General features: G+C 53.3%; 16 protein-coding genes. 1 reads left to right on the top strand and 15 read right to left on the bottom strand.

The features are described 5' to 3' along the window. Positions 1-77 precede the first annotated feature (77 nt). The 13 genes from ACOTXC_RS16925 to asnC all read right to left on the bottom strand — a co-directional run bounded on the left by ACOTXC_RS16925 (position 78) and on the right by asnC (position 11,571). Positions 78-497 (bottom strand): F0F1 ATP synthase subunit epsilon, encoded by a 420-nt coding sequence (locus tag ACOTXC_RS16925; RefSeq protein WP_006177560.1) that lies wholly within the window; start codon positions 495-497, stop codon positions 78-80. Positions 498-517: 20 nt separating this feature from the next. Next, complete coding sequence (atpD, locus tag ACOTXC_RS16930) at positions 518-1,900, bottom strand: F0F1 ATP synthase subunit beta (RefSeq protein ID WP_003862362.1); 1,383 nt, start codon at positions 1,898-1,900, stop codon at positions 518-520. Positions 1,901-1,931: 31 nt separating this feature from the next. Then, positions 1,932-2,795 (bottom strand): F0F1 ATP synthase subunit gamma, encoded by an 864-nt coding sequence (atpG, locus tag ACOTXC_RS16935; protein ID WP_003862364.1) that lies wholly within the window; start codon positions 2,793-2,795, stop codon positions 1,932-1,934. Positions 2,796-2,846: 51 nt separating this feature from the next. Continuing rightward, positions 2,847-4,388 (bottom strand): F0F1 ATP synthase subunit alpha, encoded by a 1,542-nt coding sequence (atpA, locus tag ACOTXC_RS16940; RefSeq protein ID WP_006808751.1) that lies wholly within the window; start codon positions 4,386-4,388, stop codon positions 2,847-2,849. A 12-nt stretch (positions 4,389-4,400) separates the two neighbouring features. Beyond that, entirely contained in the window at positions 4,401-4,934 is a 534-nt protein-coding gene (atpH, locus tag ACOTXC_RS16945) for a F0F1 ATP synthase subunit delta (protein WP_003862369.1), read from the bottom strand. A 14-nt stretch (positions 4,935-4,948) separates the two neighbouring features. Beyond that, a complete protein-coding gene (gene atpF, locus ACOTXC_RS16950; RefSeq protein WP_003862370.1) occupies positions 4,949-5,419 on the bottom strand; it encodes a F0F1 ATP synthase subunit B in 471 nt (156 codons plus the stop codon). A gap of 48 nt (positions 5,420-5,467) precedes the next feature. Further along, on the bottom strand, positions 5,468-5,707 hold the full coding sequence (gene atpE / locus ACOTXC_RS16955; protein ID WP_000429386.1) for a F0F1 ATP synthase subunit C: 240 nt from the start codon (positions 5,705-5,707) through the stop codon (positions 5,468-5,470). A gap of 49 nt (positions 5,708-5,756) precedes the next feature. Further along, positions 5,757-6,572, bottom strand: a complete 816-nt coding sequence (gene atpB / locus ACOTXC_RS16960) for a F0F1 ATP synthase subunit A (protein WP_022649873.1) — start codon at positions 6,570-6,572, stop codon at positions 5,757-5,759. An 8-nt stretch (positions 6,573-6,580) separates the two neighbouring features. Then, positions 6,581-6,961: a F0F1 ATP synthase subunit I gene (atpI, locus tag ACOTXC_RS16965; protein ID WP_003862375.1), complete on the bottom strand. Its 381-nt coding sequence runs from the start codon at positions 6,959-6,961 to the stop codon at positions 6,581-6,583. Between the two features lie 616 nt (positions 6,962-7,577). Next, positions 7,578-8,201, bottom strand: coding sequence for a 16S rRNA (guanine(527)-N(7))-methyltransferase RsmG (gene rsmG, locus ACOTXC_RS16970; RefSeq protein WP_022649872.1), 624 nt, complete (start codon positions 8,199-8,201; stop codon positions 7,578-7,580). 107 nt (positions 8,202-8,308) lie between these two features. Beyond that, a complete protein-coding gene (mnmG, locus tag ACOTXC_RS16975; RefSeq protein WP_003862379.1) occupies positions 8,309-10,198 on the bottom strand; it encodes a tRNA uridine-5-carboxymethylaminomethyl(34) synthesis enzyme MnmG in 1,890 nt (629 codons plus the stop codon). 374 nt (positions 10,199-10,572) lie between these two features. Then, complete coding sequence (gene mioC, locus ACOTXC_RS16980) at positions 10,573-11,022, bottom strand: FMN-binding protein MioC (RefSeq protein ID WP_003862381.1); 450 nt, start codon at positions 11,020-11,022, stop codon at positions 10,573-10,575. A gap of 90 nt (positions 11,023-11,112) precedes the next feature. Then, entirely contained in the window at positions 11,113-11,571 is a 459-nt protein-coding gene (gene asnC / locus ACOTXC_RS16985; RefSeq protein ID WP_023298941.1) for a transcriptional regulator AsnC, read from the bottom strand. A gap of 151 nt (positions 11,572-11,722) precedes the next feature. Here asnC and asnA point away from each other — a divergent pair, with 151 nt between their 5' ends. Then, entirely contained in the window at positions 11,723-12,715 is a 993-nt protein-coding gene (asnA, locus tag ACOTXC_RS16990; protein ID WP_003862385.1) for an aspartate--ammonia ligase, read from the top strand. Here the strand turns inward: asnA and viaA are convergent, their stop codons facing one another. Together viaA and ravA are read right to left on the bottom strand one after the other, a co-directional pair. Further along, positions 12,716-14,167, bottom strand: a complete 1,452-nt coding sequence (gene viaA, locus ACOTXC_RS16995; RefSeq protein WP_022649870.1) for an ATPase RavA stimulator ViaA — start codon at positions 14,165-14,167, stop codon at positions 12,716-12,718. Continuing rightward, positions 14,161-15,657: an ATPase RavA gene (ravA, locus tag ACOTXC_RS17000; RefSeq protein ID WP_022649869.1), complete on the bottom strand. Its 1,497-nt coding sequence runs from the start codon at positions 15,655-15,657 to the stop codon at positions 14,161-14,163. Before ravA ends, viaA begins: the two co-directional genes overlap by 7 nt. Positions 15,658-15,769: the final 112 nt, after the last annotated feature.

Genomic DNA, 15,769 nt, shown 5'->3' on the forward strand with positions numbered 1-15,769 from the left:
TTTTTCATCATGAATTAAGGCCGAAAAAAAAAGCCAGCCTGGGATCCAGACTGGCTTTTGTGCTTTTCAAGCCGGTGTTACATCGCTTTTTTGGTCAACTCGATAACGCGCAGTTTCGCGATCGCTTTGGCCAGCTCCGCAGACGCCTGAGCGTAATCCACGTCACCATGAGAGCTGCTAATGTGCTCTTCAGCCTTACGCTTCGATTCCAGGGCTCGCGCTTCGTCGAGATCCTGGCCACGAATAGCGGTATCGGCCAGAACGGTCACACTGCCTGGCTGCACTTCAAGAATGCCGCCGGACAGATAGATAAACTCTTCATGACCGAACTGTTTAACGATGCGGATCATACCAGGCTTAATGGCGGTGAGCAGCGGTGCGTGACCCGGGAAAATACCCAGTTCACCTTCACTACCCGTTACCTGGATTTTCTCGACCAGACCAGAGAACATTTGTTGCTCTGCGCTGACGACGTCCAGGTGGTAAGTCATTGCCATATCACCCTCCGATTAAGGCATTAAAGTTTTTTGGCTTTTTCCACGGCTTCTTCGATGGAACCAACCATGTAGAACGCCTGCTCTGGCAGGTGATCGTATTCGCCTTCCATGATGCCTTTAAAGCCACGGATGGTGTCTTTCAGGGAAACGTATTTACCTGGAGAACCGGTGAATACTTCCGCAACGAAGAACGGCTGGGACAGGAAGCGCTGGATCTTACGTGCACGTGCTACCACCAGTTTGTCTTCTTCAGACAGTTCATCCATACCCAGGATGGCGATGATGTCTTTCAGCTCCTGGTAACGTTGCAGCAGGGACTGTACGCCACGCGCGGTGTCGTAGTGTTCCTGGCCAACAACCAGTGGATCCAGCTGACGGCTGGTAGAGTCCAGCGGGTCAACGGCCGGGTAGATACCCAGAGACGCGATCTGACGGCTCAGTACCACGGTTGCATCTAAGTGAGCAAAGGTGGTGGCTGGAGATGGGTCAGTCAAGTCATCCGCAGGTACGTATACCGCCTGAACGGAGGTGATAGAACCAGTTTTGGTAGAGGTGATACGTTCCTGAAGAACACCCATCTCTTCCGCAAGCGTAGGCTGATAACCTACCGCTGAAGGCATACGACCCAGCAGTGCAGATACTTCAGTACCGGCCAGGGTGTAACGGTAGATGTTATCAACGAACAGCAGAACGTCACGGCCTTCGTCACGGAACTTCTCAGCCATCGTCAGGCCAGTCAGCGCAACGCGCAGACGGTTTCCTGGTGGCTCGTTCATCTGGCCGTAAACCAGGGATACTTTATCCAGAACGTTGGAGTCGGTCATTTCGTGGTAGAAGTCGTTACCCTCACGAGTACGTTCACCAACACCCGCAAACACGGAGTAACCGGAGTGCTCGATCGCGATGTTACGGATCAGCTCCATCATGTTTACGGTTTTACCTACACCCGCACCACCGAACAGACCAACTTTACCGCCCTTCGCGAACGGGCACATCAGGTCGATAACTTTGATGCCGGTTTCCAGCAGTTCCTGAGAGCTGGACAGCTCTTCGTAGGAAGGTGCCGCGCGGTGGATAGCCCAACGCTCTTCTTCACCGATGTCGCCTTTCATGTCGATTGGTTGACCCAATACGTTCATGATACGACCCAGTGTTGCTTTACCTACCGGGACTTCGATCGGGTGCTCAAGGTCTTTCACTTCCAGACCACGACGCAGACCGTCGGAAGAACCCATGGCGATGGTACGCACGATACCGCCGCCGAGCTGCTGCTGAACTTCCAGCACCAGGCTCTCGTTACCATTTTGTACCTCAAGCGCGTCGTACACGCGTGGTACGGCGTCCTGAGGGAACTCGACGTCCACCACGGCGCCGATTACCTGGACAATCTTTCCAGTAGCCATCTTGAATCCTCTACGTAATTCGTAAACCTGGTTAAACCGCGGCGGCCCCCGAGACGATCTCGGTGAGTTCCTGAGTAATGCTGGCCTGACGAGCTTTGTTGTAAACCAACTGCAGCTCTTTAATCAGGCTGCCGCCATTATCGGTCGCGGCTTTCATCGCCACCATTCGTGCGGCCTGCTCGCTGGCCAGGTTTTCTACAACGCCCTGATAAACCTGAGATTCAACGTAACGACGCAGCAGGGTATCCAGCAGCGGTTTCGGATCGGGTTCATACAGGTAATCCCAGGCTTTCTGTTTCAGCTCGTCATCTTCTGATGCCGGTAACGGCAGCATCTGAGTGAGCGTAGGCACCTGAGACATGGTGTTAATAAATTTGTTGCTGACAACGTACAGTCTGTCCAGACGGCCTTCATCGTAGGCCTGCAACATCACTTTAACCGGGCCGATCAGTTCGGACAGGGACGGGTTATCACCCATACCGGTCACCTGAGCGACAATGTTGCCACCAACGGAGTTAAAGAAAGAGACGCCTTTAGAGCCAATCAGTGCCAGATCGCACTGAACGCCTTTATCGGACCAGCCTTTCATATCCGCCAGCAGTTTTTTGAACAGGTTAATGTTCAAGCCGCCACACAGACCACGGTCAGTCGACACCACCAGGTAGCCCACGCGCTTAACGTCGCGTTCTTCCAGGTAAGGGTGCTTATATTCCAGATTACCGTTTGCAAGGTGACCAATCACTTTGCGCATGGTCTCTGCATAAGGACGGCTGGCCGCCATGCGATCCTGCGATTTACGCATTTTGGAAGCGGCGACCATCTCCATCGCTTTAGTGATCTTTTGCGTGTTCTGGACGCTTGCGATCTTACTACGTATCTCTTTTGCGCCGGCCATGAGCTTCTCCTCAATGCCAGACGGCTTGTCCTGAGACAAGCCGCCGGACGATTACCAGGATTGGGTTGCTTTGAAGGAATCGAGGATAGCTTTCAGCTTGCCTTCGATTTCGTCGTTATAGCCACCGGTCTGGTTGATCTCTTGCATCAGCGGAGCGTGATCACGGTCGACGTAAGCCAGCAGAGCGGCTTCGAAGCTACCGATTTTCGCCAGTTCCACATCTTCGAGGTAACCGCGTTCAGCCGCGAACAGTACCAGGCCCTGCTGAGCAACAGACATTGGCGCGTACTGTTTCTGCTTCAGCAGCTCGGTCACTTTCTGACCGTGGCTCAGCTGTTTACGGGTTGCTTCGTCCAGATCGGATGCGAACTGAGAGAACGCAGCCAGTTCACGATACTGTGCCAACGCGGTACGGATACCACCGGACAGCTTCTTGATGATCTTGGTCTGAGCAGCACCACCCACACGGGATACGGAGATACCCGGGTTAACCGCCGGACGAATACCGGAGTTAAACAGGTTGGTTTCCAGGAAGATCTGACCATCGGTAATGGAGATTACGTTGGTCGGAACGAACGCAGAAACGTCACCCGCCTGGGTTTCAATGATCGGCAGAGCGGTCAGAGAACCTGTTTTACCCTTCACTTCACCTTTGGTGAAGTTCTCGACGTATTCCGCGTTAACGCGGGAAGCACGCTCCAGCAGACGAGAGTGGAGGTAGAATACGTCGCCCGGGAATGCTTCACGTCCTGGTGGACGACGAAGCAGCAGGGAAACCTGACGATAAGCAACAGCCTGTTTAGACAGATCATCGTATACGATCAGCGCATCTTCACCGCGGTCACGGAAGTATTCGCCCATTGCGCAACCAGCGTATGGTGCCAGGTATTGCAGTGCAGCAGATTCAGACGCGGTAGCTACCACAACGATGGTGTTAGACAGTGCGCCGTGCTCTTCCAGTTTACGAACCACGTTGGAAATGGTGGACGCTTTCTGGCCGATAGCCACGTACACACATTTGATGCCGGAATCACGCTGGTTGATGATGGCGTCGATTGCCATCGCGGTTTTACCGGTCTGACGGTCACCGATGATCAGTTCACGCTGACCACGACCGATTGGGATCATGGCATCAACGGACTTATAACCCGTCTGCACTGGCTGATCAACGGACTGACGGTCGATAACGCCTGGTGCGATAACTTCGATTGGAGAGAAGCCATCGTGCTCAACCGGACCTTTACCGTCGATTGGCGCACCCAGGGTGTTAACAACGCGACCCAGCAGGCCACGGCCAACCGGCACTTCCAGAATACGGCCAGTACACTTAACCTTCATGCCTTCGGCAAGGTCAGCGTATGGACCCATCACAACGGCACCTACGGAGTCGCGCTCCAGGTTCAGTGCGATAGCGTAACGGTTACCCGGCAGGGAAATCATCTCACCCTGCATACAATCGGCCAGGCCGTGGATGCGGATAACACCGTCACTTACAGAAACAATAGTACCTTCGTTGTGAGCTTCACTCACAACACTGAACTGAGCAATGCGCTGCTTGATCAGTTCGCTGATTTCGGTGGAATTCAGTTGCATGCTCCAGTCCCCTTAAGACTGCAAGACGTCTGCAAGGCGCTCAAGACGGCCGCGTACGCTGCCATCAATGACCATATCACCCGAACGGATGATTACGCCTGCCATTACAGACTTATCGATTTTGCAATTCAGCTTAACTTTGCGTGACAGACGTTTTTCCATCGCGGCGGTGATTTTCGCAAGCTGTTCATCACTCAGTTCAGTCGCGGAAGTTACTTCAACTTCAGCGGTAGCTTCACTAAGGGCACGTAAGTGCTCAAACTGCTCGAGAACATCCGGGAGCACACGGAGACGACCATTTTCCGCCATCACCTTAATCAGGTTCTGGCCGTTGGCATCCAGTTGCTCTCCGCACACGGCGATAAACGACGCGGCGAGGGTTTCAGGCGCTAACGCACCAGAAAGCAACTCGGCCATTTGTTCGTTTTTCGTCACCTCAGCGGCAAACGCCAGCATATTCTGCCAGCGATCGACATTTTGGTGTTCGACAGCAAAGTCAAAAGCTGCTTTGGCGTAGGGGCGAGCTACCGTAACAAATTCAGACATCAGCCCCTCCCTCCTTACAGTTCAGCGACAAGTTTGTCCACGATGTCGCTGTTAGCAGCTTCATCCACGGAACGTTCGATGATCTTCTCGGCGCCAGCAACAGCCAGAATCGCAACCTGCTTACGCAGTTCTTCACGAGCACGTTTACGCTCAGCTTCAATTTCAGCCTGAGCCTGTGTCACGATCTTAGTACGTTCCTGTTCTGCTTCAGCTTTGGCTTCGTCCAGGATCTGAGAACGGCGTTTGTTAGCCTGTTCAATGATTACCTGAGCTTCAGCTTTCGCTTTTTTCAGCTGGTCTGTCGCGTTGGCCTGTGCAAGGTCCAAATCTTTCTTAGCGCGTTCTGCGGAAGCCAGACCGTCAGCAATTTCTTTCTGACGTTTTTCGATGGCAGCCATTAAAGGCGGCCATACATACTTCATGCAGAACCAGACAAAGAGAATAAACGCGATGGCCTGGCCGAGGATTGTTGCGTTCATGTTCACAGCACAATACCTCTTAAATTTCTGTGGCTTGGGGTTTTAAAACAACTACTACGCGACAGCAAACATCACGTACAGACCCAGACCTACAGCGATCATTGGGATTGCATCCACCAGACCCATAACGATAAAGAACTGAGTACGCAGCAGAGGAATCAGATCAGGTTGACGCGCTGCGCCTTCCAGGAATTTGCCCCCGAGGATGCCGATACCGATCGCAGCACCGATAGCCGCCAGACCCATCATCACAGCGGCAGCCATGTACAGCAGATCCATATTCAGGTTTTCCATGACAGTCTCCAGTTTGTTTCAATTAAAACGTAGTAGTGTTGGTAAAAAATCAGTGCTCTTCAGACGCCATCGACAGATAGACGATCGTCAGAACCATGAAGATAAAGGCTTGCAGCGTAATGATCAGGATGTGGAAAATGGCCCATGGCACATTCAGAATCCACTGTGACCACCACGGCAGAAGACCCGCGATCAGAATGAAAATCAGCTCACCCGCATACATGTTGCCGAACAGTCGCAGACCCAGTGAAACAGGTTTGGACAGCAGGCTAACGCCTTCCAGGATCAGGTTGACCGGAATAAACGCCCAGTGGTTGAACGGCTGCAAGGTAAGCTCTTTCACAAAGCCGCTTACGCCTTTCATTTTGATGCTGTAGAAAAGAATCAGGATAAATACGCCCAGCGCCATCGACAGGGTGATGTTCACGTCGGCAGACGGAACCACGCGCAGGGCAGGCAGACCGAAGACATGTTCGCCGATCCACGGCAGGAAATCGATAGGCAGAAGGTCCATCAGGTTCATCAGGAAGACCCAAACGAACACGGTCAGGGCCAGCGGAGCAATCAGCTTGCTCTTACCATGGTACATGTCTTTGACGCTGCCATGGACGAAGCCGATGATCATCTCGATGAACGTCTGGAATTTCCCTGGAACACCGCTGGTCGCTCGTTTAGCAACACCGCGGAACATGGCCAGGAACAGAAGACCCAAAACCACCGAGAAGAACATGGAGTCGATGTTGATCGTCCAGAAGGTGGCCGGGGGGTTATGTGGATCCACCAGCGAGAATGTACGCAGGTCCAGCTGAAGGTTATTCAGATGGTGACCTATGTAATCCTGCGGCGTCATATTTTCTGAAGCCATGATGCCTTTTACCCTTTGTTATTGATTACAGCTGGAGCCAGAACTTGTACCACCAGCACCAAAACCCACGTTGCTATCAGCGGCATGAATACCACTTTCAAAACCGCCAGCGCCATCACCAGTAGAGCAAAGGTCAGCAACACCTTACACACTTCGCCGAGAGCGAAGGACCAGGCCACGCGGCCTTTGGCGGGTGTATGCGCCTGATGACGCCAGGCAAAAATCATAAACAACACGTTTGGCAGAACCACCGCCAAACCTCCGCACGCGGCGGAGATGCCCCAGAAGGGGTCTTTGAGGCTAAACAGCAGTCCACTTGCTATCACAGCCAGAAACTGAATGAACAGAAGCTTACGAGCAACGTTTCTACTCAAGAGCGACACAGACATCACGTTTTTACTCCTGCTCCCTTCGAGGTATGCCGCGTGTCGTATAAAACGTCCTTTAAGGCTCAGAGTCAAGCATCAAAAAGCGGTCAAATTATACGGTGCGTACCCGTGATTTCAAACATTAAGTAGCGAAAAGGTGAATAAATGTTTAAATATTTTTCCCCAGTCCTATTTTTCAACTTTTGAACTCAGTGCCAACCTTCAGGCAAAACTGCAAACAGCGCGGAAACGTTGGTGATAAAGCGTGCACGAGATCACAAAATACACATTTGCGATAAAGTGGTATTTATCAAAGACGTAAAACGATTTATTTCATCCGATTGAAATTAAAGCAAAAAAATCGCAACTATTTTTAAAACAGAGCCGTATACAACAAAAACCTTTTATTGACATTCTTAATAAATATTTAACATTTCATTCTTGTTGCCTTTACCCACTTTTAGCAGGCTGATATTTTCATGGTTGACTATCTTCAGGGTGAACGAATCACTTCAGGTTAACCATAAGAAAATCCATGGTGACAACAAGGTTAAATTAACTACGGCCAAATCCGACTGGATGTGCTGCTTTTTAACACCATCAGAACAGCACAAATTCCACATTTTTTATTAATTTTTTAAAATGTGTTTGGCTTAATTATCACCAGATGACGCTCACCTTCGAGCTGAGGGATCTGGAGTTTTTCAATGGATTCCACTGCAAAACCGTCCGGAAGCTGCTCTATTTCGTCCCCCGGAAGTTGCCCTTTCAGCGCATAAAAACGGCCCTTATCCGCCGGCAGGTGTTTGCACCAGCTCACCATGTCATTGAGTGAGGCAAACGCGCGGCTGATAACGCCGTCAAACGGTGGCTCTGCCGGGAACTCCTCTACCCTGCTCTGCACGGGCGTGATGTTTTCCAGCTTCAGCTCATGCTGAACCTGTCGTAAAAAGCGTACGCGCTTGCCCAGACTATCCAGCAGCGTGAAATGACTCTCCGGTCGAACAATAGACAACGGAACGCCCGGCAAACCCGGACCGGTGCCCACGTCGATAAAACGTTCACCGGTAAGATACGGCGCCACAACGATGCTATCGAGAATATGGCGAATCAGCATCTCGTTGGGATCGCGTACGGAGGTGAGGTTGTACGCTTTATTCCATTTGTTCAGCATATCGACATAGGCCACCAGCTGATTTTTCTGGTGATCGGTGAGCGAAATACCTGCCTGTTCCAGCAGACGAGAGAGTTTATTGAGCACGGTGGATACCTGTTGAGAGATTTTTCGCCCGGTGGCACTGCCGCTTACCGGGCCTACGATTAAGTAGGGCGGGTAAGCGAAGCGCCACCCGCCAAAAGCAATGTTAATTACGCGCTGCGGCGCAGCATACCCTGCTTTTTCAGCCACACCAGCAGAATCGAAATCGCGGCAGGTGTGACACCGGAGATACGTGAGGCCTGGCCAATCGACACAGGTTTGTGATCGTTCAGCTTAGCGATCACTTCGTTGGAAAGCCCCGTCACCTGACGATAGTCCAGCATTTCCGGCAGCAGCGTATTTTCGTTGCGCTGCTGTTTTTCGATCTCATCCTGCTGACGCGCGATGTAACCTTCGTATTTCACCTGAATCTCGACCTGTTCAGCCGCTTCAGCGTCTTCAAGGCCCGGTGCGAACGCGGTCAGTTTGACCAGATTCTCGTAGGTGACTTCAGGACGGCGCAGCAGATCTTCACCACTGGCTTCGCGCGAAAGCGGCGCAGTTAAGTGAGCGTTCACTTCAGCAGCAGTTTCCGCCTGCGGATTCACCCAGGTGGTTTTCAGGCGCTGACGTTCCTGTTCGATACGCTCCAGCTTCTCGTTGAAGCGCGCCCAGCGTTCGTCATCCACCAGACCCAATTCGCGGCCCACCTCGGTCAGACGCAGATCGGCATTGTCTTCGCGCAGCATCAGGCGATATTCCGCACGAGAAGTAAACATGCGGTACGGTTCTTTGGTCCCCAGCGTGCAGAGATCGTCGACCAGAACGCCCAGGTAAGCCTGAGAACGCGCCGGTGCCCAGCCCTCTTTCTCGGCAGAGAAGCGAGCGGCGTTCAGACCGGCCAGCAGTCCTTGTGCGGCAGCTTCTTCGTACCCGGTGGTGCCGTTAATCTGGCCTGCGAAGAACAGACCCTGGATGAATTTGCTTTCCAGCGTCGGCTTCAGGTCACGCGGATCGAAGAAATCGTACTCAATAGCGTAGCCAGGACGAACGATCTTCGCGTTTTCCATCCCCTGCATTGAACGCACAATCTGCATCTGCACGTCGAACGGCAGGCTGGTGGAGATGCCGTTCGGGTAAATTTCGTTCGAGGTCAGTCCTTCAGGTTCGAGGAAGATCTGATGCTGGTTACGATCGGCAAAGCGCATCACTTTATCTTCGATCGACGGGCAATAACGTGGGCCGATCCCTTCGATCACGCCGGCGTACATTGGGCTGCGATCGAGGTTATTGCGGATCACGTCATGGGTTTTTTCATTGGTGTGCGTGATGTAGCACGGCACCTGCTGCGGATGTTGCGCCGCATTGCCCATGAACGAGAATACCGGCATCGGGTTATCACCGTGCTGCTGTGCCAGAACGCTGAAATCAATGGTACGCGCATCAATTCGCGGCGGCGTACCGGTTTTCAGGCGGCTTACGCGCAGCGGCAGCTCACGCAGACGACGAGACAGCGGAATCGACGGCGGATCGCCCGCACGGCCACCGCTGTAGTTGTCCAGACCAATATGGATTTTACCGTCCAGGAATGTCCCGACCGTCAGCACCACCGCTTTTGCGCGGAACTTGAGACCCATCTGGGTCACGGCGCCAACAACACGATCGTTTTCCACGATAAGATCTTCTACAGCCTGCTGGAAGATCATCAGGTTCGGTTGGTTTTCCAGCGCGGTGCGCACAGCCTGACGGTAAAGCACGCGGTCTGCCTGTGCACGGGTGGCGCGAACAGCCGGACCTTTACTCGCGTTTAGTATCCTAAACTGGATACCCGCATGATCGATCGCTTTCGCCATCAGGCCGCCAAGTGCATCCACTTCTTTTACCAGGTGTCCTTTCCCAATGCCGCCAATCGCCGGATTACAGGACATTTGTCCCAGCGTGTCGATATTGTGTGTCAAAAGCAGGGTCTGCTGACCCATTCGCGCTGCGGCCATTGCGGCCTCAGTGCCTGCGTGACCCCCGCCAATGATGATGACGTCAAAAGGATCCTGATAAAACATGGTGGTCTGCCTCGCGTAAAGCGGTATGAAAATGGATTGAAGCCCGGGCCGTGGATTCTACTCAACTTTAGTCTTTCGAGAAAGCATTGGGATCCTGGGCTATTAAAAAGAAGATCTTTTTATTTAGAGATCTGTTCTATTGTGATCTCTTATTAGGATCGCAGACCTTTGTGGATAAGTCCGATCCCATAAATAAGATCATGCAGTTAGGAAGGATCGTTTGCTGTGAATGATCGGTGATCCTGGACCGTATAAGCTGGGATCAGATCGGCACTTTATACACAGGTCAAAAACTAAACTAACGTTGTTCTTTGGATAACTACGGGTTAATACGAGCTTTTAACCAGAGTTATCCACATCTGATCGCACGATCTTTAATCGTTTTTGAGTAAATTTTTCCATTCCGCGAGCCAGATCTCGGCTGGATCTTCGGGAATATCATGATCGAGGATGTTGATCTTCAGCGTTTCACCCAGCTGTTTTGCTCCGCAGGCGGTCACCGCAGCTTCTACTTTCTCTATGGCGCCACAGAAAGTGTCATATTCACGGCTGCCGATCCCTACAGCGCCAAACCGGACGTTTGACAGATCGGGCTGTTGTTCCAGCAGTTCGTCATATAAAGGTTGCAGGTTATCCGGCAGATCGCCCGCGCCGTGCGTGGAGGTGATCAGCAGCCAGACCCCGTCAGTCGGGAGATCTTCCAGCAGCGGTCCGTGCAGCGTTTGTGTAGAAAAGCCCGCGTCTTCCAGCTTCTCAGCCAGATGTTCCGCTACATATTCCGCACCGCCCAGGGTGCTGCCGCTGATAAGAGTAATGTCCGCCATTGATCGCTCGCTCAGATAAAGAGGCGGCCATTGTACGCTGTGAACGAGCTGGGATCTACCTGTGGAAAATGTGGGAATGAAATTGCCCGATCACGGGCGGATAGTACGCATGATCGGGTTTTGCAGGGAGATCAGGGTTTCGGTGGACTGAATTTCATCGATTGTTTGGATCTTGTTGATAAGTACCTGCTGGAGGGCGTCGATGGATCGGCACATGACCTTTATAAAGATGCTGTAGTGCCCGGTGGTGTAGTACGCCTCAGTGACTTCATCCAGCGCGTTCAGCTTCTCCAGCGCGGAGGGGTAATCTTTGGCGCTTTTCAGAATAATGCCAATGAAGCAGCAGACGTCGTAGCCGAGTTGCTTCGGGCTGACATCAATGCGTGCGCCGGTGATGATCCCGGCCTGCTTCATTTTCTCTACGCGAACGTGAATGGTCCCCGGGCTGACGCTAAATTGTTTCGCCAGTTCGGCATACGCGGTGCGTGCGTTGGCCATGAGCGCTTCCAGAATGCCGCGGTCCAGATTGTCGATCTGATAATTTTCCATAGGTTTTTCTTATGAAGATTAATGATTCCTTCTATTCTAGCGTCTTATTTTAACGAATCAAAAGTGAAGGTGGCTTTTTGTTGATGGGTTATTGAATTAAGCGCCTGTTCTGTTGCTTAATCAGTATCAACAGGACGCAGGAGTATAAATAATGAAAACCGCTTACATCGCAAAACAACGCCAGATCAGTTTCGTTAAATCCCATTTTTCTCGCCAGCTGGAAGAGAAGCTTGGCCTTATTGAAGTGCAGGCGCCGATTCTGAGCCGCGTGGGTGACGGGACGCAGGATAACTTGTCTGGTTGCGAAAAAGCGGTACAGGTAAAAGTGAAAACACTGCCAGACGCCCAGTTCGAAGTGGTTCACTCCCTGGCGAAGTGGAAGCGTCAAACCCTGGGACAACACGACTTCAGCGCGGGCGAAGGGCTTTACACGCATATGAAAGCCCTTCGCCCCGATGAAGACCGCCTGTCCCCCATTCACTCTGTCTACGTTGACCAGTGGGACTGGGAGCGCGTAATGGGTGACGGCGAGCGTCACGTCGGTACGCTGAAATCTACCGTTGAGGCGATCTACGCCGGGATCAAAGCGACCGAAGCGGCCGTGAGCAAAGAGTTTGGTCTGGCACCGTTCCTGCCGGAAACGATCCACTTTGTTCACAGTCAGGAGTTGCTGAGCCGTTTCCCGGATCTGGATGCCAAAGGCCGTGAACGCGCGATCGCCAAAGAGCTGGGCGCGGTATTCCTGATCGGCATTGGCGGGAAATTGTCTGATGGTAAACGTCACGACGTCCGTGCGCCGGATTACGATGACTGGAGCACCGTGGGCGAGAGCGAATATGCCGGTCTGAACGGCGATATTCTGGTCTGGAACCCGGTTCTGGAAGATGCGTTTGAACTCTCTTCGATGGGGATCCGCGTGGATGCTGAAGCACTGAAGCGTCAGCTGGCCGTGACCGGTGATGAAGATCGTCTGCAACTGGAATGGCACCAGGCGCTGCTGCGCGGTGAAATGCCGCAGACCATCGGCGGTGGTATTGGCCAGTCTCGTCTGACCATGCTGCTGTTGCAACTGTCCCATATCGGTCAGGTACAGTGTGGGGTCTGGCCGCAGCAGGTACGTGAGAGCGTCGGTTCTCTTCTTTAATTAACGTCGCCAGCGTCTGAGCAGGCGGCTACGCAACCCGGTATCAAAGCGCCAGATGTGATCGAAGATGCGCATGATGCCGGGTTTTCCATGTGCAGACATCGCCACGGCATGGAAACGGTGCTGGTGCACGCGCTGCATCTCCTTCACTTTATTCACGACGTCGTCCGGCAGCCGCTGGGCAATAAAATCGGAAATCACCACCGCATCCGCGTCGTACCAGTCTCCGCCCTGCATGCGCTCAATGATGCTGCGAAAACAGCTGGCCAGATCGGTGCCGCCGCGAAAGCGCTGGCTTAAAAAGCGGATCGCCTGCTCCAGCCCCTGTGGGCTGGTCAGTTCATACCCCACCACTTCGCTGGAAAATAACATGATGTAGCAGCGACGACGATCGGCGAGCGCCACGCGCATCAGAGCCAGGCAGAACGCTTTTGCACACTGCTCGTTAAATCCCCCCATCGATCCGGACGTATCTACGCAAACAATGAATGGACCGCGCGGTTGCTCATCAAAGTCCTGATGCACCACCGGGCGCTGGCTGATTTTTTCGCGCCAGGCTTCGCCATGCAACCGATAGGTAAGAAGCTGTTTTTCCACCAGCCGACGATAAAACTCATACTCCAGTTCGGTCATTCCCAGCGTGCTGAGTTCCGTAGGCAACAGGCGCAGGATATCATCGCTTTGCTGTAAGCCGTCCACCTGCTCCGGTACGGTGGAGGGCTCGCGTACCAGCGTACGGAAGGTTTCCATCGGCGCATCTTTCTTTGGAATTGACCTGGCCTCCCGGGAACGACCAAGCTGTTCTGCAAGCTTCATCAGCTCCGGCTGTTGTGCCAGAAAGTCGCCGTACTTCACGATCAACTGATAATCGCCACGTTTTAACTGACCGGCACTCATATCCCAGAGTCGACCGGCGGCGTTTTCATTCTCCACCAGCACCTGTTCTAGCTGGCCGCTTAACGTCATCCGCTCCTGAACTTCGCTTAACAGCTGTTCGCGCTCTTCGTCCAGCAACTGCTGGTTGAGAGAGGTGGCCTGAACGACAAGACTGAGCCGCCAGCGCTGTAAAAACAGCGTATGCAGGGCGGGAGTAAAGCTGGGGTTGTCCGTGACCAGCGCTCTGGCCTGGCTGGCAAACGGGGAGTGAACGTTATCTAGCAGCGTCAGGGTTTGCTGTAGCTGGGCAATAAACTGCGGCGTTGAAAGCCGCTGGCACTGCTGGTAACCAGCCACTTCCTCTGTCAGTTCCGGCGGGACTTCCGTCTCCTTAAACCGCTGGCGCAGGTTATCGCGCCAGCGGGGAAGATCGTCCGTCATTGCTTTTCTGAGCTTCGGAAATTTTTCAAAGAAGGCCGCCAGCTGCGGTGAAGCGAGCAGGGTAATGACGACCTCTTCGATCAACCCTTCCTCGCTAACCGCCAGCATGACGTTAAGCGTGTCCAGCGTTAGCATTGACGCGCCTGTTTAATCTGCGCGCTGACATCCTGCAAGCTGGCTTCAATGCGACCTAACCAGTCGCTATGGATAAAGAGGCATTTCTGCTGCTCGCTGAAGCGCGTGTGCTGCTGATGCCATTCGTTATCCAGCGCTTCGAGCTGCTGTTTGATCTCCTCCGGAAGACTGTCAGAGGCCGTGCCCGGCAGCGCCAGGCGCGATCCCTGAAGGCTGACGTCGCGGATCACAAGGTGCTGGCTGCTGTCGACTTCCATCGACAGCGGCTGTGCAAAGCCGATACCGTTGAGTTTACCGCGGATCTCGCCGCCCTTATCCAGCCACTGAACCAGCGCAACGCGTTCGATCGTCACGTGCACCACCTGCATATCATGAAGCTTTAGCGGCTGCTGAAGAAGAAGCGTGAGCGAGGCGTCAGTCAGCTCGGCTGGCAGTTCATAGTGCGGTTTACGGGCAAACATCCCGCCAAGACGGTTCACCTTCAGCGCGGTTTTGTCACTTTGCTGCTGCTGAAGCTGAAGACGACGTTGGGCAATCGCCCCCAGTTGATTAAGCATGGATTGCTGACCCCACGCGTGCCCGGTCATCAAAACGTCCAGCTGCTGCTGCATCAGATTCATCCCTTCTGCGTCGTGCCACAGACAGTCTTTCAGCAGGATCAGATCGATGGGGGCGACAGCATCGCGGCCGCTGAACAGGGCGCTTGCCTGAAGCAGACGAATGGCTTTTTTCCAGCGACGGTCGGAGACGTACGGCGCGGAGGGCAATAAATCAAGCTGCTGGCGCAGCATGAAGATCAGCTCAAAGACGGCATCGGGCAGCTTAATTTTGCCTATCTCTTCCTGCCACTGGTCATACTCTTCGTCCGTGACCTGTAATGATGGTGCCACCGGATTTTCGTTTTCGTCCTGCTGGCTTACCAGCATTGAGCGGAAGTTCGATTTGTCCTGGACTTTATCCAGCCACAGGCGGATCAGCATGCGGTCATACAGTGCTTCCAGGCTGCTGTCGGCTTCGGGAAGTTCGTTAGACGCGGCCACCAGCAACCGCATGGGGATCTTCTCTTCGCTCGCGCCGTTGCGGAAGCGGCGTTCGTTGATTGCCGTCAGCAGGGTATTCAGAATGGCCGGGCCGGCTTTCCAGATCTCATCAAGAAAGACGATTTCCGCTTCCGGGAGATAGCCCGCCGTCAGACGTTCATAGCGTCCCTCGTCTTTTAACGCCTGAATGGAGAGCGGGCCGAAAACTTCTTCCGGCGTGGAGAAACGCGTCATCAAATACTCGAATGCACGAGCGTTCTGGAAAGCGAATTTGAGGCGGCGTGCGATCAGACTTTTGGCAATGCCCGGCGGACCCAGCAGAAACACGCTTTCCCCGCTCAGCGCCGCCAGTAAACAGAGGCGAATGGCGTGGCTACGCTCGTAAAGGCCTTTCTCCAGCGCACTGCTGAGGCGGGAAATTCTTTCTGCTAATAAATGTGAGTGAGCCATAATAGTTTTGCATCCTTTCGCCGTCGTGGCGGCTAATTGAAGCGAGTATAGACGTTTCGGTCTGGCCTGGTAATAGGCTGAAGTGCGGCGCTATTTTCTTTGCGCTACATTA

It is taken from the genome of Enterobacter cloacae complex sp. IR5428 (assembly GCF_049238585.1).
GTDB lineage: Bacteria > Pseudomonadota > Gammaproteobacteria > Enterobacterales > Enterobacteriaceae > Enterobacter > Enterobacter intestinihominis.